The sequence below is a fragment of the Micromonospora sp. ZG13 genome (assembly GCF_059359355.1).
This window is the reverse complement of the sequence record NZ_JCADBQ010000013.1, coordinates 18,150-34,561: the sequence shown is the minus strand read 5'-3', so window position 1 is coordinate 34,561 and position 16,412 is coordinate 18,150. Positions and strand designations below refer to the sequence as shown.

The 16,412-nt window shown below is 71.8% G+C and carries 16 protein-coding genes; 4 read left to right on the top strand and 12 right to left on the bottom strand.

The genetic code is table 11. The features are described 5' to 3' along the window. Window positions 1-22 precede the first annotated feature (22 nt). Complete coding sequence (locus tag AC5L34_RS22970; RefSeq protein WP_494826898.1) at window positions 23-385, top strand: antibiotic biosynthesis monooxygenase; 363 nt, start codon at window positions 23-25, stop codon at window positions 383-385. Between the two features lie 105 nt (window positions 386-490). Then, window positions 491-1,123 (top strand): DsbA family oxidoreductase, encoded by a 633-nt coding sequence (locus tag AC5L34_RS22965; RefSeq protein ID WP_494826896.1) that lies wholly within the window; start codon window positions 491-493, stop codon window positions 1,121-1,123. Between the two features lie 27 nt (window positions 1,124-1,150). Here the strand turns inward: AC5L34_RS22965 and AC5L34_RS22960 are convergent, their stop codons facing one another. From AC5L34_RS22960 to AC5L34_RS22935, 6 genes are all read right to left on the bottom strand, one after another. Further along, window positions 1,151-1,780: a transcriptional regulator gene (locus AC5L34_RS22960; protein ID WP_441176485.1), complete on the bottom strand. Its 630-nt coding sequence runs from the start codon at window positions 1,778-1,780 to the stop codon at window positions 1,151-1,153. 76 nt (window positions 1,781-1,856) lie between these two features. Beyond that, window positions 1,857-2,873, bottom strand: a complete 1,017-nt coding sequence (locus AC5L34_RS22955) for a branched-chain amino acid ABC transporter permease (RefSeq protein ID WP_441176484.1) — start codon at window positions 2,871-2,873, stop codon at window positions 1,857-1,859. Further along, the gene (locus tag AC5L34_RS22950; RefSeq protein WP_441176483.1) at window positions 2,870-3,751 is read right to left on the bottom strand and encodes a branched-chain amino acid ABC transporter permease; all 882 of its coding nucleotides are present in this window, start codon (window positions 3,749-3,751) and stop codon (window positions 2,870-2,872) included. Before AC5L34_RS22950 ends, AC5L34_RS22955 begins: the two co-directional genes overlap by 4 nt. A 7-nt stretch (window positions 3,752-3,758) precedes the next feature. Beyond that, window positions 3,759-5,015, bottom strand: coding sequence for an ABC transporter substrate-binding protein (locus AC5L34_RS22945; RefSeq protein ID WP_441176482.1), 1,257 nt, complete (start codon window positions 5,013-5,015; stop codon window positions 3,759-3,761). A 40-nt stretch (window positions 5,016-5,055) separates the two neighbouring features. Further along, window positions 5,056-5,748 (bottom strand): ABC transporter ATP-binding protein, encoded by a 693-nt coding sequence (locus AC5L34_RS22940; RefSeq protein ID WP_089001027.1) that lies wholly within the window; start codon window positions 5,746-5,748, stop codon window positions 5,056-5,058. Further along, window positions 5,735-6,496 (bottom strand): ABC transporter ATP-binding protein, encoded by a 762-nt coding sequence (locus AC5L34_RS22935; protein ID WP_441176481.1) that lies wholly within the window; start codon window positions 6,494-6,496, stop codon window positions 5,735-5,737. Before AC5L34_RS22935 ends, AC5L34_RS22940 begins: the two co-directional genes overlap by 14 nt. Window positions 6,497-6,721: 225 nt before the next feature. Here AC5L34_RS22935 and AC5L34_RS22930 point away from each other — a divergent pair, with 225 nt between their 5' ends. Then, window positions 6,722-7,582 carry an SPFH domain-containing protein gene (locus tag AC5L34_RS22930; RefSeq protein WP_441176480.1) on the top strand — a complete coding sequence of 287 codons (861 nt, stop codon included), beginning with the start codon at window positions 6,722-6,724 and terminating at the stop codon, window positions 7,580-7,582. A gap of 39 nt (window positions 7,583-7,621) precedes the next feature. Here the strand turns inward: AC5L34_RS22930 and AC5L34_RS22925 are convergent, their stop codons facing one another. From AC5L34_RS22925 to AC5L34_RS22905, 5 genes are all read right to left on the bottom strand, one after another. Continuing rightward, the gene (locus AC5L34_RS22925; protein ID WP_441176479.1) at window positions 7,622-8,659 is read right to left on the bottom strand and encodes an aminotransferase class V-fold PLP-dependent enzyme; all 1,038 of its coding nucleotides are present in this window, start codon (window positions 8,657-8,659) and stop codon (window positions 7,622-7,624) included. A 72-nt stretch (window positions 8,660-8,731) separates the two neighbouring features. After that, window positions 8,732-9,643, bottom strand: a complete 912-nt coding sequence (locus AC5L34_RS22920; protein WP_441176478.1) for a DUF2268 domain-containing putative Zn-dependent protease — start codon at window positions 9,641-9,643, stop codon at window positions 8,732-8,734. A gap of 65 nt (window positions 9,644-9,708) precedes the next feature. After that, on the bottom strand, window positions 9,709-10,950 hold the full coding sequence (locus tag AC5L34_RS22915; protein ID WP_441176477.1) for an RNA polymerase sigma factor: 1,242 nt from the start codon (window positions 10,948-10,950) through the stop codon (window positions 9,709-9,711). 59 nt (window positions 10,951-11,009) lie between these two features. Next, window positions 11,010-11,381, bottom strand: a complete 372-nt coding sequence (locus AC5L34_RS22910; RefSeq protein ID WP_441176476.1) for a YciI family protein — start codon at window positions 11,379-11,381, stop codon at window positions 11,010-11,012. 42 nt (window positions 11,382-11,423) lie between these two features. After that, the gene (locus AC5L34_RS22905) at window positions 11,424-12,059 is read right to left on the bottom strand and encodes a DUF998 domain-containing protein (RefSeq protein WP_441176475.1); all 636 of its coding nucleotides are present in this window, start codon (window positions 12,057-12,059) and stop codon (window positions 11,424-11,426) included. Between the two features lie 150 nt (window positions 12,060-12,209). On the opposite strand from AC5L34_RS22905, the gene AC5L34_RS22900 reads away from it, so the two are divergent. Next, a complete protein-coding gene (locus AC5L34_RS22900; RefSeq protein WP_441176474.1) occupies window positions 12,210-12,635 on the top strand; it encodes a hypothetical protein in 426 nt (141 codons plus the stop codon). 22 nt (window positions 12,636-12,657) lie between these two features. Here the strand turns inward: AC5L34_RS22900 and dnaE are convergent, their stop codons facing one another. Beyond that, entirely contained in the window at window positions 12,658-16,188 is a 3,531-nt protein-coding gene (dnaE, locus tag AC5L34_RS22895; RefSeq protein ID WP_441176473.1) for a DNA polymerase III subunit alpha, read from the bottom strand. Between the last annotated feature and the right edge of the window lie 224 nt (window positions 16,189-16,412).

Sequence of the window (16,412 nt, the reverse complement as noted above, 5' to 3'; positions counted from 1 at the left end):
CAAGTCCGACACGGGAGTACGCATGAGCCCTGACACCGGCTTCTACTCGATCATCGACTACACGGTCGACGGACCCGACACGCAGCGGGAACTGGTGGCCGCCTTCGCGGACGTTCAGGAGCGGTGGGTTCGCTTTTATCCCGGCTACCAGTCGGCCCGGTTCCACGTCAGCACCGACGGAACCCGCGTCTACAACATCGTGCGCTGGGCGAGCAGGGCGGACTACGACAACTTCGTGGCGACCTCCGACACCGAGGGCCGGATGGCAGCCATCGCCGAGGCGCTGGGCGGCCTGTCCGGCAGGGCCGAAGCCCGGATGAGCGGCATCCCCACCTACACGGTCGTCCGCGAGATCGGGCCCGGCCCGCAGAAGACCGACGCCTGACCTCCCGGCCGCCGACGGCCCACCCGAGGGGTCCCGCGGCCGCGGGAGCCGGATCCGACTCGCCCCGAGCAGCGACCGCAGGTCGTGCCGCACGCGGAGGAACTCATGAAGATCGAGATTTACGCGGACGTGCTGTGTCCCTGGTGCTACATCAGCAAGAGGCGCCTCGCCACCGCCCTGACCGGCATCCCCGACCGTCACCGGATACAGGTCGTCTGGCGCAGCTTCGAACTCGCCCCGCACGAGGGCAGGACTCCAGGCCGGACGGCGGCCGAGGCCATGGCGGACTGGTGGGCGGACGCCGCACCCGCCAGGGTCGCCCGCATCCGTACCCTCGGCGGGGCCGAGGGCCTGGAACTCAACCTGCACCTCGCGCGACCGGTGAACACGTTCGACGCCCATCGACTGGGTCACCTGGCCGCCGACTGCGGCGTCGCCGACGAGATGATGGAACGGCTGCTGCGTGCCTACCACACCGAGGGACTCGACGTCGCCGCCCCGGACGTCCTGGAACGGCTGGGCGTCGAGGCCGGGCTGGACGTCGCCGACGTCCGTACCCTGCTGGCCGGTGACGCCTACGCGGACCGTGTCCGGGCCGACGAGCGCCGCGCCGTGGAGTGCGGCGTCACCGGCGTCCCCTCGCTGGTGATCGACGGTCGGCCCCCGATCTCCGGAGTCCAGGCCCCCGATCGGCTCCGCCGCCTGCTCAGCGGCCGGCCGGCCGTACCCGTGGAATAGGACCGGGGCAGCGACGGCGCGCAGCGGTCAGGGCAGGAGCGGCGCGGCGCAGGCGGCGACGGCGGCGGGCAGCGTCGACAGTCGGGTCGCCGGGTCGCCGAGCGGCTCGATCCAGCCCGGACCGGCGCCGTACACCTGGATCGCCGGGAAGTCGCGGGCGAAGCGCACCAGGCGGTACGCGCGCCCGGTGACCGGCGTCTGGGCCCAGGCCACGACGACGCGCGGCCGGACGCGGCGGGCGGCGCTGGCGAGCGCCGTCCACGGCAGGGCCGGTCCGAGCAGCAGGCTGCCCCGCGTCCGCTCGCGCAGCGCGGCGGCGAGGGCGTGCAGGCCGAGGCAGTGCGTCTCCTGCTCGGCTCCGGCCAGCAGCACGCCGCCGGTGGGCAGCGGGCGGCCCGGTACGCGCCGGAACACGTCCAGGCCGACGCGGACGCCCTCGGCGAGGGCGTGCTCGACGGCGACCTCGATGGCCGTGTGCCCGGGCAACGCGGCCAGCATCGGCACGCAGACCTGCTCCCACAGCGCCGCCGCGCCCCACTCGTCGGCCGCCTCGACGACGAGCGCGGCGACCCGGTTGGCGTCGAGGTCCTCGGCGGCCAGGGAGAGATGCTTGCGCGCGGTCTCGACGGCCTCGACCGGCATGGGATCTGTCAGCACCAGACGTACCCCCGGGTAGACGTTCACTACCAGGGGATTCGTCGGGAGGGTCGCGAATGGATGCGCCCGGGTGCGACTAACGGCGGCGGGACGCCGCCCAGCGTGTGGCGAGGGCCGCGGCGCTGCCCCAGATGCCGCGCCGGAACACGAGGACGACGAGGACGAAGATGCCGCCGGTGACCAGGCCGATCGCCTCGAACCCGGAGAACGACAGCCAGTCCTCCAGGCGGACCAGGATGCCCGCGCCGAGCACCCCGCCCCAGAGGGTGCCGATGCCGCCGAGCACCACCACGATGACCGCCTTGCCCGAGGTGGTCCAGTGCAGCACGTCGAGGGAGACGAAGCGGTGGCCGACGGCGAACAGCCCGCCGCCGAGCCCGGCGATGAAGCCCGACAGCACGAACGCGGTCAGCTTGTAGCGGTGCACCGGGTAGCCGAGCGCGCGGGCGCGGGCCGGGTTGTCGCGGATGCCGACCAGCACCCGGCCGAACGGCGAGTGCACGATCCGCCAGGCGGCGGCCAGTCCGAGCAGCACGATCGGCAGGATCGCGTAGTAGAAGTAGTAGTCGTCGGTCAGGTCCAGCCCGAACAGCTCGCGCGGCACGCCCTGGAGGCCGTTCTCGCCGCGGGTGACGGAGCGCCACTCGTTGGCCACGTAGTAGACCAGCTGCGCGAACGCCAGGGTGACCATGGCGAAGTAGATGCCCGTCCGCTTCACCGCCAGGTAGCCGATCGGCACCGCGAGCAGGGCGGCGGCGAGCGCCCCGGCCAGCACGGCCGCCGGGAACGGCAGGCCGAGGTGGATGGCCGTCAGCCCGGTGACGTACGCGGAGGCGCCCCAGAACGCCGCGTGCCCGAAGGACATCAGCCCGGTGAAGCCGAGCAGCAGGTCCACGGCGACGGCGAACAGCGCCCAGCAGAGGATGTCCACCGCCACCGCCGGGTAGAGCCCGTTGGGCAGCCAGAACGCCACCAGCAGCCCGACGGCGAGCAGCGCGTACCGGACCCAGCCGGGCGCCCGGGTCACGGCGACCAGCCCGGACCTCGGCGCGGGGCGACCGGCGTCGGTCGCGGTGTCGACGATGCTCGTCATGCCGGTGCCTCCTCACGGCCGAACAACCCGGCCGGGCGCCAGAGCAGCACGACGGCCATCACGATGAAGACGATCGTCTGCGACACGATCGGGAAGTCGGACAGGTACGCCTCGCCCCACGCCTGCACGAGGCCGATGCCGAAGCCGGCGGCGACGGACCCGAAGATCGAGCCCAGCCCGCCGATCACCACGACCGCGAAGACCACGATGACCAGGTCGGCGCCCATCAGCGGGTTCACGGCCCGCATCGGCGCGGCCAGCACCCCGGCGAGACCGGCGAGGCCGATACCGAAGCCGAAGACCGGGGTCACCCAGCGCCCGACGTCGATGCCGAAGGCCCGGGTGAGTTCGGGCCGCTCGGTCGACGCCCGGACCACCATGCCGATCCGGGTGCGGGTGAGCACCCACCAGACGCCGACGCAGACGGCGACCGCGAAGCCGAGGATGAAGACCCGGTAGGTGGGGAAGTCGAAGAGCCCGAAGTCGACCGACCCGGCGAGCGCGGAAGGGGTCTCGTACGGGCTGGACTGCACGCCGTAGCGGAGCTTCACCAGGTCCTGGAGGATCAGCGTCAGGCCGAAGGTGAGCAGGAAGTTGTAGAGCGGGTCGAGCCGGGTGAGCCGGTGGATGAAGGCCCGCTCCAGGGCCATGCCGACCAGGGCCAGCCCCACCGGCATGATCACCAACGCCGCCCAGAACGGTACGCCCACCTCGGTGAGCAGCACGTACGCGCCGAAGGCACCCAGCATGTAGAACGCCCCGTGGGCGAAGTTGACGACTCTCAGCATGCCGAAGATGACGGCGAGCCCGAGGGCGAGCAGGGCGTAGAACGCCCCGCTCACCAGCCCGTTGAACGTGTTCTGCAGGAAGCCGGTCATGCCCTGGTCACATCTTGCAGTCCGCCGACGGGGCGCGGAACGCCTCGGCGGCGGGGATGGTCTTGAGGACCTTGACGTAGTCCCACGGCTCACTCACCTCGGACTGCGGCTTCACCTGGGCGAGGTAGGCGTCGTGGACGACCCGGTGGTCCTCGGCGCGGAACCTGCCGTTGCGCAGGAAGACGTCGTCGACCTCCTTGCCTTCCAACTCCTTGACGATCGCGTCGGCATCGTCGGTGCCGGCGGTCTGCGCGGCCTCCAGGTACTGCGTGGCGGCGGAGTAGTTGGCCGCGTGCGCGAAGGACGGCCGGGTACCGGTCTCGGACTGGAACCGGTCGGCGAACTCGCGGTTCTTCGCGTCGAAGTTCCAGTACCAGGCGTCGGTGTAGGTGGTGCCGGCGAGCGCGGCCGGGGTGAGCGAGTGGATGTCGGTGATGAACATCAGGCCGACGGCCAGCCCGACGCCCTTGTCCCGCAGCTTGAACTCGTTGTACTGCTTGACCACGTTGACCAGCTCGGCGCCGGCCTGCATGGTGCCGAGCACCTGCGGCTTCGGGTTGAGCGTCGGCGCCTTGAGCAGGAAGGTGGAGAAGTCGCCGCTGGTGTTCGGGAACGGCGCCCCGTCCTTGCCGACGACCTGCCCGCCGGCGGCGGTGATGGCGGTGGAGAAGCTCTTCTCCATGTCCTGGCCGAAGGCGTAGTTCGGGTAGAGGATGTACCAGTTCCTGCCGACCTGCTCGGTGGTGACCTTGCCCGTTCCGTTGGCCAGCATGTAGGTGTCGTACGCGTAGTGGAACGTGTACCTGTTGCAGCTCTTGCCGGTCAGGTCGGTGGTCGCGGCGCCGATGTTGAAGTAGAGCTTCTTCTTCTCCTTCGCCACGTCGGCCACCCGCAGCGCCGCCGACGAGGTGGGCACGTCGAGGATCAGGTCCACGCCCTGGCGGTCGTACATCTCCTGGGCCTTGCTGTTGGCGATGTCGGGCTTGTTCTGGTGGTCGGCGGTCTCCACGGTGATGTCGCCGGTCACCGCCCTGTCGCCGTGCCTGGCCTTGAAGTCGGCGATGGCCATCTGCACGGCCTTCACCGAGTTCTTGCCGGACAGCTCGGAGTACGCGCCGGACTGGTCGTTGAGCACGCCCAGCACGATCCTGCCGCCGGTCAGCTTCTGGTCGCCGCCCGACCGGGGACCACCGCCGCCGCAGCCCGCGACCAGCACCACCGCCGCCGAAGCGGCGGCCACACCCACCGTCCTACGCATACCCATCCCTCCACCCCGCGCGCCGCGCGGGTCGTCGAATCGGAATTCAGATGCCGAGGTACGACAGCAGCTCCCGCTCCCGGGAGCGCACCTCGGAGTTGTCCATCGCCTCCACGACGCGTCCCTCGGCCAGCAGGTAGTGCCGGTCGGCGACGCCGGTGGCGAAGTGCAGGTTCTGCTCGACCAGCAGCACGGTCACCCCGTGCCGCTTGGCCTCGCGCAGCAGGTCGCCGACCTGCCGCACGAGCAGCGGGGAGAGCCCTTCGGTCGGTTCGTCGCAGAGCAGCAGCCGGGCACCCATCCGCAGGACCCGGGCCAGCGCGAGCATCTGCTGCTCGCCGCCGGAGAGCATGGTGGCCGCCGAGTCGCGCCGCTGGTGCAGGGCGGGGAACGCCTCGTACACGCGCTCCAGCGACCACGGGTCGGGGCCGACCCTCGGCGGCAGGGTGAGGTTCTCCGTCACGCTCAGCGTGGCGTAGCTGCCCCGGTCGTCGGGGACCCAACCGAGCCCCAGCCGCGCCCGCCGGTACGCGGGCAGCCGCCCGACGTCGCGCCCGTCCAGCTCCACCGTGCCGCGCTGGCCGGCGTGCAGGCCCATCACGCAGCGCAGCAGGGTGGACTTGCCGGCGCCGTTGCGCCCGACGAGGGTGACCACCTCGCCGGCGGCGACGTCGAGGCTGACCTCCCGCAGCACCTGCGCCTCGCCGTACCAGGCGGACAGGTTCTCAATGCGCAGCATCGGCGGCTCCCAGGTAGGCGGTGATGACGCGCTCGTCGGCGCGCACCTGCTCGTACGGGCCCTCGACGAGGACCTTGCCGGCCTGTAGGACGGTGACGGTGTCGGAGAGCCTCCCGACGACGCTCATGTTGTGCTCGACCAGCACCACCGTCCGGCCCCGCCGCACCCGCGCGACCAGCTCGACGGTGCGGTCGACGTCCTCCAGGCCCATCCCGGCGGTCGGCTCGTCGAGCAGCAGCACCTTCGGGTCGAGGGCGAGGGCGATGGCCAGCTCCAGCGCCCGCTTGCGCCCGTACGCCAACGCCTCGGCGGGGGCCTCGGACAGCTCGGCCAGCCCGACCATGTCGAGCAGCTCGCCGGCCCGGTCCGTGTAGCGGCGCATGAGCTTCGCCGAGCGCCAGAACCGCCAGCCCAGCCCGCTCCGGCTCTGCAACGCCAGCTCGACGTGCTCCCGGGCGCAGAGCTGCGGGAAGAGGCTGGTGATCTGGAACGACCGGGCCACGCCCAGCCGGGCGACCCGCTCCGGGGGCAGCCCGGTGATGTCGCGGCCGTCCAGCTCGATCCGTCCGCCGCTGGGCCGCAGGAAGCCGGTGAGCAGGTTGAACAGGGTGGTCTTCCCGGCGCCGTTCGGGCCGACGAGCGCATGGACGCTCTCCGCCGCGATGTCGAGGTCGACCCCGTCGACCGCCCGGAAGCCCCGGAAGTCACGGGTCAGCCCGCGGGCCGACAGGAGCGCTCGCCCGGCCATCGCCTACTCCTTCGTAGGTCCGGCGACGACCGGAACGGTGACCGCGGTCACATGGCCGTCGCGTGCTGGAAACCTACGGCGGCGCCGGGACGTCGAACTATGTCGATGGCAGCCACATTCCGGGGCGTCGGGCCGTGCGGAACCCCCACGCCGCGCCCCACCTGCGCCTCACCTTGACCGGTGTCCCTAGGGTGATGGGCCCCTCCCGCGAAAGGTGCCGAGCGAATGCCCTTCGGCTTCACTGTTGCGATCATCTTCGCCGTCGGTCTGGCGATCTCCGGCCTGCTCGCCCTCGCCGCCCCGAACAGGCCCACCAAGCGCACCGCCACCCTGGCGGCACTCGGCTGCCTCGCCGGCGCGCTCGTGTTCATCGTCGGCTCCAGCGCCCACTCCGTGCCGATCCGCTCGGTCGGCATCGTGACCAGCTTCAACAAGCCGACGGGCAAGGTCACCGGCTCGGGCCTGAAGTGGGTCGCCCCCTGGCACAAGGTCGGCGAGTGGGACGCGGGCCGGCAGAAGTACGACCACATCGGCGGCGACCACTGCGTCCGGGTCCGCACCGGCACGCTCGCCGACGCCTGCGTCGAGGTGCTCGTGGAGTGGCAGGTCAAGCCGGAGAACGCGCCGAAGCAGTTCATGGACTACAAGGGCGACTTCGACAGCTTCCGGGGCCAGCGGGTGGGCGTGCAGCTCGACAGCGCCGTCAACGACGCCTTCGCGACGTACAACCCGCTGGAGAAGATCGACGCGAACACCGGCAACCTGAACGTGGACCTGAAGCCCTTCGCCGAGAGCATCAAGTCCAGCGCGGAGACGCGGCTCTCCAGCGACGTCGACATCCTGTCGGTCACGATCACCCGGGTCAACCACGACGACAAGACCGAGGGCAACATCAAGGCGTTCCAGGACAAGCTCGCCCAGACCCGCAACCTGGAGCAGGACCGCAAGAACGCCGCCATCCAGAAGCAGATCACCGAGACGAACGCGAAGGTCGACAAGGTCTCGCGGTGCCTGGAGATCGCCGAGCGCAACGGCAGCAACCCCGGCCTCTGCATCAACCCCGGGATCGTCACCGGCGCCAAGTGACCACCGGCCGGCGTCGACCCGCCCCGGAGGAGCCCCGGTTCAGCCGGTGAGCGCGTCCAGGGCGAGGTCGACGTCGTCCTCGGTGGAGTAGACGTGGAAGGACGCCCGCACCCGGCCGGCGCGTACGGCCGCCCGCACGCCCGCCCGCTCCAGCCGCTGCGCCGCGTCGGGCACCTCGACCGCGACGATGGCGCTCTCCCCCGGCGGCCGGCCCAACCCGGCGAGGAACCGGTTGGCCAGCGCCACGTCGTGCGCGTGCACGGCCGGCACGCCGATCTCGGCGACCAGCTCAAGGGCGGGCGCCGTGCCGACCCAACTGAACCAGGCCGGCGAGATGTCGAACCGGCGGGCGTCGGCGGCCAGGCGCAGCGGCGGGCCGTAGTAGGAGGCGTGCGGGTCCTCCCCCGCGTACCAGCCGGCGGCGTCGGGGCGCAGCCGCTCCCGCAGCGCGGGCGCCAGGTAGGCGAACGCGGAGCCGCGCGGGGACATCAGCCACTTGTACGCCCCGACCGCCACCACGTCGGCCAGGCCCGCGTCGAACGGCAGCCAGCCGCACGCCTGGGTGGCGTCGACCGCGACGAGGGCGCCGTGCGCCCGGGCCGCCGCGACGATCTCGGCGTACGCGGCGACCGCGCCGTCGGCCGACTGCACCAGGCTGAACGCGACCAGGTCCGTGTCGGCGTCGATCGCGTCGACGAGCCCGGCCAGCGGCACGGTACGCACCCGCACGCCCCGCTCGGCCTGCACCAGCCACGGGAAGAGGTTGGAGGTGAACTCGACCTCCGGCACCACGACGGTCGCGCCGGCGGGCAGGGCGGCGGCGACCGGGGCCAGCAACTGCGAGACCGTGCTGCCGACCGTGACGTCGGCGGCCGGCACCCCGACCAGCCCGGCGAAGGCGGCCCGCGCCCGCTCGGTGGCCCGGCCCCAGCCCTCCCACGACGTACGCCCGGCCCGCCAGTCGACCATCGCCTCCTGCACCGCGTCCCACGCCGGCTCGGGCGGGAGCCCGTAGCTGGCGGTGTTCAGCCAACCCGGCTGCGGCTGCCACAACTTCTGCGCCTGTGCGATCTCCACGCCGTCGACGCTAGCCACCCGCGCGGCGGACCGGGACGGCCAATCCGGCGCTCGCGGCCCCTGGTGCTGCCTTCAGGTCGCCGTGCGCAGGGCGTGCAGACCTCGTCGTACCTCGTCGAGCCCCCGGTCGAGGTCCCAGGCGGCGATCTCGTGCAGCGGATGGCGCTCGCGGAGGAGTCGGACCAGTTCCAGGCCGACCAGGTAGCCGCAGCGGCGCGGCAGGTCGCCCCGGTGGACGCTGTCGCGCATGAGGAACCAGGCGGCGTACCGGTCGAGGTCGGTGGCGTCCATGTCGGCGGCGATCCGGTGCAGGATCTCCGGCCAGCGGCGCCGGCAGTCGGCGAGCCACTGCCGGTGTGTGGCGCCCATCCAGAGGTACTCGTCGTCCGGTCGTCGCGGGTCCAGTTCGGCCGTGACCTGGGTGGCCAGCCCTTCGGTGAGCAGCGCGTTGGCGACCCCGTGCTCCGGCCAGTCCCGGATGCGGGCCAGCCGGTCGTGCACCACGTGCGCCACCTCGTGCCGGACCAGCAGTTCGTCGTGCTCCGGCTCGCCGAGCCGCTCGACGGCGAGGAACAGGGCGAGCCGGCCCCGGAACTCGTCGGCCCAGCCGTTGGACTGTTCCAGCCCGACCAGCAGGACACAGTCGAGCGGATCTCCGTCGCCAGGCCAGCCCATCGCCCGGCCCACCCCGGCGACGGTGGCGGGCAGCAACGCGGCCAGCCGCTCCGCGCGCGCGGCGAACACCGCCTCCCGCCCGTGCAGCCGCTCCAGGACACCTTCGAGATCGCCCACCCCGGACCAGTCGCCCTGACGGTCCAGCGTCGCGTACAGGTCGCGGTGGGGTGCCAGGTAGTGCGTCCGCCACAGCTGCGCCCACCGCTGCCGGGGGGCGTGCGCGGCCCGGCGCGCGTACGCCAGGAAGTCCGGCACCAGGTCGCGGACCCGCAGCGGGCTCGCGGCGGCCTCCCCGGCGGGCACGGTCATGCCCGCGATCATGCCGCATCCGCCGCGGCCCCGCTTGATCGCTCGTGGGGATGCTGGTGCGGTGGTCAGTCGAGGCGGTCGGCGCGGTGGAGCAGGTACCGCCGCTCGACCTGGTTGTCCGTCAGGGCGGCGGCCTCGCGGTACAGGGTGGCCGCGCCGGCCGCGTCGCCGGTCGTCTCGAGCAGGTGGGCCCGCACCGCGCGTTCCCGTCGCCGGGTCAGGGGTTCCCGATCCAGCCGGAAGCGCCCGTTGAGGTCGTCGAGCAGGGCCAACCCCCGGGCGGGCCCGTACGCCCGCGCCACCGCGACCACCCGACTCAGCCGTACCGGCGCGGTGGGGTGCAGTCGTTCGAGCCACAGGTAGAGCGCCGCGATCTGCGGCCAGTCGGTGTTCTCCGGCGACCCGGTGCCGGCGTGCACGGCCGCGATCGCCGCCTGCAACTGGTACGGGCCCACCTCGCGCCGGCTCCAGACGCTGTCGATCAGCGCGGTGCCCTCGCGGACGAGGTCGGGGTTCCACCGGGTCCGGTCCTGCTCGTCCAGCGGCACCAACTCGTCGTCGCGGCCGGTGCGGGCGGCCCGCCGAGACTCGGTGAGCAGCATCAGCGCGAGCAGCCCGGTGACCTCGGCGTCGCCCGGCAGGCTGGCGTGGAGCATCCGGGTCAGCCGGATCGCCTCGCGGGTCAGGTCGACGCGGGCGAGTTCGGCACCGGCGGAGGCCGTGTAGCCCTCGTTGAAGACCAGGTAGAGAACCCGCGTCACCGCGATCATCCGGTCGTGCCAGTCGGCGTCGGCCGGCGGGGTGAAGCGGGCGCCGGCACGGGCCAGTTGCTGTTTGGCGCGACTGATCCGGGTGCCCATGGTGCCCTCGGTCGTCCCGTGGGCGTGTGCGATCTCGGCGGTCGTCAGGCCCCCCACCGCGCGCAGCGTGAGCGCGACCTGGGAGGTGGTGCTCAGCGCCGGATGGCAGCAGAGCAGCAGCAGGGTGAGGCTGTCGTCGGTCGCCGGCGGAGGGTGCGCCCGGCGGGCCGGCTCGCGCATGGCCAGCTCGGCCGCCGCGGCCTCCTGCTCGCGCCGGCGCCGGGCCCCCTCGGAGCGGAGCAGGTCGACCATCCGCCGGTAGCCGATCCGGATCAGCCAGCTACGCGGGTTCTCCGGCACGCCGTCGACCGGCCACGCCCGGCTCGCGGTGAGCAGCGCCTCCTGCACCGCGTCCTCGGCGACGTCGAAGTGACCGAAGCGCCGCACCAACGCGCCGAGCACCTGCGGCGCCTCGGTGCGCAGCAGGTGATCGACGTCGGCGGTCACGCCGGCGCCCCCGTTCGTGCCCTCTCCAGGACCTCCGCTCGCGGGCCCGCGCGGGTGGGTCATGCCGTGAAGTCCTCGCCCATGATCGGTCGGATCTCGATCGGCTCACCCAGCACCTCGACGATCCGCGAGGCGATCTCGACGGCCCGTTCCCGACTCGCCACGTCGATCACGGCGAAGCTGGCCAGGACCTCCTTCAGCTCGGCGAACGGCCCGTCGGTGGCGACCATGCCGGACGGGGTCGGGCGGACGGTGGCGCTGACCACGGGGTGACCGAGACCCTCGCTGCCGACGAACTCGCCGGTCTCGGTCAGTTCCCGCTCGAACCTCTGGTACGCGGCGAACGCGGCCATCGCCTCCTCGGACGGGACGTCGGCGGTCGCGGCGTCCCAGGCGGCGGCCGGCGTGTAGCTGAGCAGCAGGTACTTCACGGTTCCTCTTCCTGGTCGGGCCTGGGCCGACGGTACGTGGGGTCAGGCGGGGCGGCGCAGGGACAGGGCGAGGACGGTCGTCCAGGTGAAGGCGACGAGCCCGTTCACGGCGATCTGGATGCTCATCCGGTCCGGCGACATGGGCAGCAGCAGGACGAGCGCGGCGACGCCGTTCAGCACGGCCGGCAGCACCGCCCGGCGGCGCACGTGCCGGACCGCCAGCACGATCGCGGCGACGGCCAGCGCGGTGAAGGCGACGGCTGCCGAGGCCGAGTGCGCGACGCCGTGCCAGGACATCCGCGCGACCGGCCCGTCCGGGGTGCCGACCGGGAAGCCGTACTCCGGGTCCATGGTGAACAGGCCGGCGGCGACCAGCCCGGCGCCGAAGATCCCGACGAGGATCGGCAGCGCCCGCCGGCCGACCCCCGCGGTGAGGGTGCGCCGGATCCCGGCGGCCAGCGCCAGCCCGCCGAGGCCGGCGAGCACGAACGTCGCGATCTGGATCCAGCCGAGGTTGCCGGTGGCGAGCTGGCTGATCGGGTGTCGGGTGATGTCGAAGCCCTCCCGGGTCAACATCTGGACGACGGCCGAGGCGAAGAAGACCGGTCCGGCGAGGGCACCGGCGAGCAACAGGTGGTCGGGCGAGCGGCGGGCAGTGGGGACGGCGAGGGTGGCCATGGGTTCCTCCCTGGTGGGTTCCTGCCGCTACCTCGTGGCTGGCCCCGGGATCTCGACACGACCAGAAAGTGATCGGGGTCACATCGGGCGCGTGTCGAGACCCGCCGGCCGCCTCCGAGGTACCGGCAACAACCCATCAAGGAGGACGAGATGTCTGAGACCCACCAGCCGAGCGCCGACCTGACGGTCCTGGACCGCCTGGTCGGCACCTGGACGGTCACCGGCGGCGCCGAGGGTACCGTGACGTACGAGTGGATGGAGGGCCGGTTCTTCCTGCTCCAGCGCGTCGCGCTCACCCAGTTCGGCCAGCCCGTCACCGGCCTGGAGGTGATCGGCAACCTGCGCCCGTTCGGCGAGCCGGCGGGCGCGGACGTGGTGTCGCGGTTCTACGACTCGACCGGCAACACCCTCGACTACGTCTACGAGCTGACCGGCGACAAACTGACGATCTGGGGCGGCGCGAAGGGCAGCCCGGCGTACTACGAGGGCACGTTCAGCGCCGACGACACCACGGTCACCGGCGAGTGGGTCTACCCCGGCGGGGGCGGCTACCCCTCGACCATGACGCGGGTGTGACCCCGGCCCGGCCCCGCCGGCGTCAGCTGACGTTGGCGGGGCCGAGGACGCTCTTCAGGTCGCCCATCAGCGCGGTGGTGGCCGCCACCCGGAACGGCCCCAGCCGCAGGGTGGTGGTCCGCCCGCCGTTGAGCAGCTTGACGTGCACCTCGGTGTCGCCCGGGTGCAGGACCAGGGTCTCCTTGAGCCGCTCCACCAGCGGCGGGGTGCACCGGTGCACCGGGATGGTCAGGGTGATCGGCTTGCTCCCCGGGGTGCTGCTGACGTCCGGCATGGACATGTCCATCGCCATGATCCGGGGCGTGTCGTCGCGCCGGTCGACCCGCCCCTTGACCACCACGATGGCGTCCTCGGCGATGTACTGCCCGATCACCTCGTAGGTGTTGGGGAAGAAGAGGGTCTCCACGCCGCCGGCGAGGTCCTCCAGGGTGGCCGAGGCCCAGGCCCGGCCCTGCTTGGTGACCCGCCGCTGCACCCCGGAGAGGATGCCGGCGAGGGTGACCACGGCCCCGTCCGGGACGGTGCCCTCCTCCGACAGGGCGGCGATGGTGCAGTCCGCCGCCGCGCCGAGGACGTGCTCCAGGCCGAACAGCGGGTGGTCGGAGACGTAGAGGCCGAGCATCTCGCGTTCGAAGGCGAGCTTGTCGCGCTTGTCCCACTCCCCGTCGCCGATCACCGGCATCACCGTGGTGCTGCTGGTCTCCGCGTCGCCGAAGCCGGCCCCGAAGAGGTCGTACTGGCCGACGGCCTCCTTGCGCTTGACGTCGGCGTACGCGTCGATCGCCTCCGCGTGCACCGTGAGCAGCGCCTTGCGGGCGTGCCCGAGCGAGTCGAACGCCCCGGCCTTGATCAGCGATTCGATGGTCTTCTTGTTGCAGACCACCGCGTCGACCTTGGAGAGGAAGTCGTAGAAGTCGGCGTACTCGCCCTTCTCGTCGCGGCAGCGCATGATCGCGGCGACGACGTTGGCGCCGACGTTGCGTACGGCGCCGAGGCCGAAGCGGATCTCCTTGCCGACCGGGGTGAACGGCCCGGCGGAGGTGTTCACGTCCGGGGGCAGCACCTGGATGCGCATCCGGCGGCACTCCGAGAGGTAGAGCGCCATCTTGTCCTTGTCGTCGCCGACGGAGGTGAGCAGCGCCGCCATGTACTCGGCCGGGTAGTGCGCCTTGAGGTACGCGGTCCAGTACGACACCAGCCCGTACGCCGCCGAGTGCGCCTTGTTGAAGGCGTAGCCGGCGAACGGGACCAGCACGTCCCAGACCTTCTGGATCGCCTCGTCGGAGTAGCCGTGTGCGCGGCAGCCGTCCCGGAACGGGATGAACTCCTTGTCGAGGATCTCCTTCTTCTTCTTGCCCATCGCCCGGCGCAGCAGGTCGGCCTGGCCGAGGGTGTAGCCGGCGAGGATCTGCGCGGCGCGCTGCACCTGCTCCTGGTAGACGATCAGGCCGTGGGTGGGCGCGAGGATCTCCCGCAGCGGCTCCTCCAGCTCCGGATGGATCGGGGTGATCTCCTGGAGGCCGTTCTTGCGCAGCGCGTAGTTGGTGTGCGAGTCGACGCCCATCGGGCCGGGCCGGTAGAGCGCGAGGACGGCGGAGATGTCCTCGAAGTTGTCCGGCTTCATCATCCGCAGCAGGGAGCGCATCGGCCCGCCGTCGAGCTGGAACACGCCCAGCGTGTCGCCCCGGGCCAGCAGCTCGTACGCGGGCTTGTCGTCCAGCGGCAGGGCCAGCAGGTCCAGCTCCTTGCCGTGGTTGAGCTGGATGTTCTTCACGGCGTCGTCGATGATCGTCAGGTTGCGCAGGCCGAGGAAGTCCATCTTCAACAGCCCGAGCGACTCGCACGTCGGGTAGTCGAACTGGGTGATGATGACCCCGTCGGAGTCCCGGCGCATCAGCGGGATGTGGTCGATGATCGGCTCGGCGGACATGATGACGCCGGCGGCGTGCACGCCGGTCTGCCGGATCAGCCCCTCGATGCCCCGGGCCGTGTCGATGACCTTCTTGACGTCCGACTCGGCCTCGTACATGCCCCGGAGCTCGCCGGCCTCGGCGTAGCGCGGGTGCTTGGGGTCGAAGATCCCCTCCAGCGGGATGTCCTTGCCCATCACCGCCGGGGGCATCGCCTTGGTGATCCGGTCCCCGACCGCGTACGGGTAGCCGAGCACCCGGGCCGAGTCCTTGATCGCGGCCTTCGCCTTGATGGTGCCGAAGGTGGCGATCTGGGCGACCTTGTCCTCGCCCCACTTGTCGGTGACGTACTTGATGACCTCGCCGCGCCGACGCTCGTCGAAGTCGATGTCGACATCCGGCATCGAGACGCGCTCGGGGTTGAGGAACCGCTCGAAGATCAGGCCGTGCTGGATCGGGTCGAGGTCGGTGATGCCCAGCGCGTACGCCACCAGCGAGCCGGCGGCCGAGCCACGGCCGGGGCCCACCGCGATGCCCTGGTTCTTGGCCCACTGGATGAAGTCGGCGACCACGAGGAAGTAGGACGGGAAGCCCATCTGGGTGATGACGCCCAGCTCGTACTCGGCCTGCCTGACGTGCTCCTCGGGGATGCCGCCGGGGTAGCGCCGGTCCAGCCCGGCGAAGGTCTCCTTGCGGAACCAGGACTCCTCGGTCTCGCCCTCGGGCACGGGGAAGCGGGGCATCAGGTTGTGGAACTCGAACATCCCGGCGGGGTCGACCTTCTCGGCCACCAGCAGGGTGTTGCGGCAGCCCTCCAGCCACAGGTCGGAGTTGTCGACGGCGCGCATCTCGTCGGCGGACTTGATGTAGTAGCCGCTGCCGTCGAACCTGAACCGGTTCGGGTCGGCGACGTTCGCCGCCGTCTGCACGCAGAGCAGCACGTCGTGCGCCTCGGCCTGGGACTCGTGCGTGTAGTGCGAGTCGTTGGTGACCACGGGCGGGATGTCCAGCTTGCGGGAGATGTCGTGCAGCTCCTGGCGGACCCGGCGCTCGATGCTGATGCCGTGGTCCATGACCTCCAGGAAGTAGTTCTCCTTGCCGAAGATCTCCTGGTATCTCGCGGCGGCCTTGAGCGCCTCGTCGTACTGGCCCAGGCGCAGCCGCGTCTGCACCTCACCGGAGGGGCAGCCGGTGGTGGCCATCAACCCCTCGGAGTTGTCGGCGAGCAGCTCCGCGTCCATCCGCGGCCACTTGACGAAGAACCCCTCGGTGTACGACCGGCTGGTGAGCTTGAAGAGGTTGTGCAGCCCGGTCTTGTTCTTCGCCCAGATCGTCATGTGCGTGTAGCCGCCGCTGCCGGAGACGTCGTCGCTCTTCTGCTCCGGGCGGCCCCAGCGCACCCGCTGCTTGTGGAAGCGCGACTCGGGCGCCACGTACGCCTCGATGCCGAGGATCGGGGTGACGCCGGCGGCCATCGCCTGCTTGTAGAAGTCGTTCGCGCCGTGCATGTTGCCGTGGTCGGTCATCGCCACCGCCGGCATGCCCTGCCGCTTGACCTCGGCGAAGAGGTCCTTCAGCCGGGCCGCCCCGTCGAGCATCGAGTACTCCGTGTGCACGTGCAGATGCGCGAACGAATCGCCCATGCGTGGCGCCCCCCGGGTCGGATCATGGGTTGGTCGAGCTCGGACGGCCTACCCTATCGCCGCCGCCGAACGCGGCTCCAGACGCCGCGCGGACGGGCCGGGCCGGGGTGGCGCGGGTCTCTCCGACCGCCCCGGGGGCGGGCCGCCGGCGGCCGACCGGGCTGCCCGGCGGCCTCCGACAGTCGGTTCCCGGACTCGTGGCGCCGCGTGTGGCGGCGCCGGCC

What these genes read in the sequence shown, in the direction of transcription:
- AC5L34_RS22935 (WP_441176481.1), bottom strand. Translation starts at nt 6,496, where the DNA reads ATGGCCGGGCGAGCGCTCCTGTCGGCCCGCGGGCTGACCCGTGACTTC.
- AC5L34_RS22930 (WP_441176480.1), top strand. Translation starts at nt 6,722, where the DNA reads ATGCCCTTCGGCTTCACTGTTGCGATCATCTTCGCCGTCGGTCTGGCG.
- AC5L34_RS22905 (WP_441176475.1), bottom strand. Translation starts at nt 12,059, where the DNA reads ATGGCCACCCTCGCCGTCCCCACTGCCCGCCGCTCGCCCGACCACCTG.
- dnaE (WP_441176473.1), bottom strand. Translation starts at nt 16,188, where the DNA reads ATGGGCGATTCGTTCGCGCATCTGCACGTGCACACGGAGTACTCGATG.
- AC5L34_RS22940 (WP_089001027.1), bottom strand. Translation starts at nt 5,748, where the DNA reads ATGCTGCGCATTGAGAACCTGTCCGCCTGGTACGGCGAGGCGCAGGTG.
- AC5L34_RS22945 (WP_441176482.1), bottom strand. Translation starts at nt 5,015, where the DNA reads ATGGGTATGCGTAGGACGGTGGGTGTGGCCGCCGCTTCGGCGGCGGTG.
- AC5L34_RS22900 (WP_441176474.1), top strand. Translation starts at nt 12,210, where the DNA reads ATGTCTGAGACCCACCAGCCGAGCGCCGACCTGACGGTCCTGGACCGC.
- AC5L34_RS22950 (WP_441176483.1), bottom strand. Translation starts at nt 3,751, where the DNA reads ATGACCGGCTTCCTGCAGAACACGTTCAACGGGCTGGTGAGCGGGGCG.
- AC5L34_RS22955 (WP_441176484.1), bottom strand. Translation starts at nt 2,873, where the DNA reads ATGACGAGCATCGTCGACACCGCGACCGACGCCGGTCGCCCCGCGCCG.
- AC5L34_RS22965 (WP_494826896.1), top strand. Translation starts at nt 491, where the DNA reads ATGAAGATCGAGATTTACGCGGACGTGCTGTGTCCCTGGTGCTACATC.
- AC5L34_RS22970 (WP_494826898.1), top strand. Translation starts at nt 23, where the DNA reads ATGAGCCCTGACACCGGCTTCTACTCGATCATCGACTACACGGTCGAC.
- AC5L34_RS22920 (WP_441176478.1), bottom strand. Translation starts at nt 9,643, where the DNA reads ATGACCGTGCCCGCCGGGGAGGCCGCCGCGAGCCCGCTGCGGGTCCGC.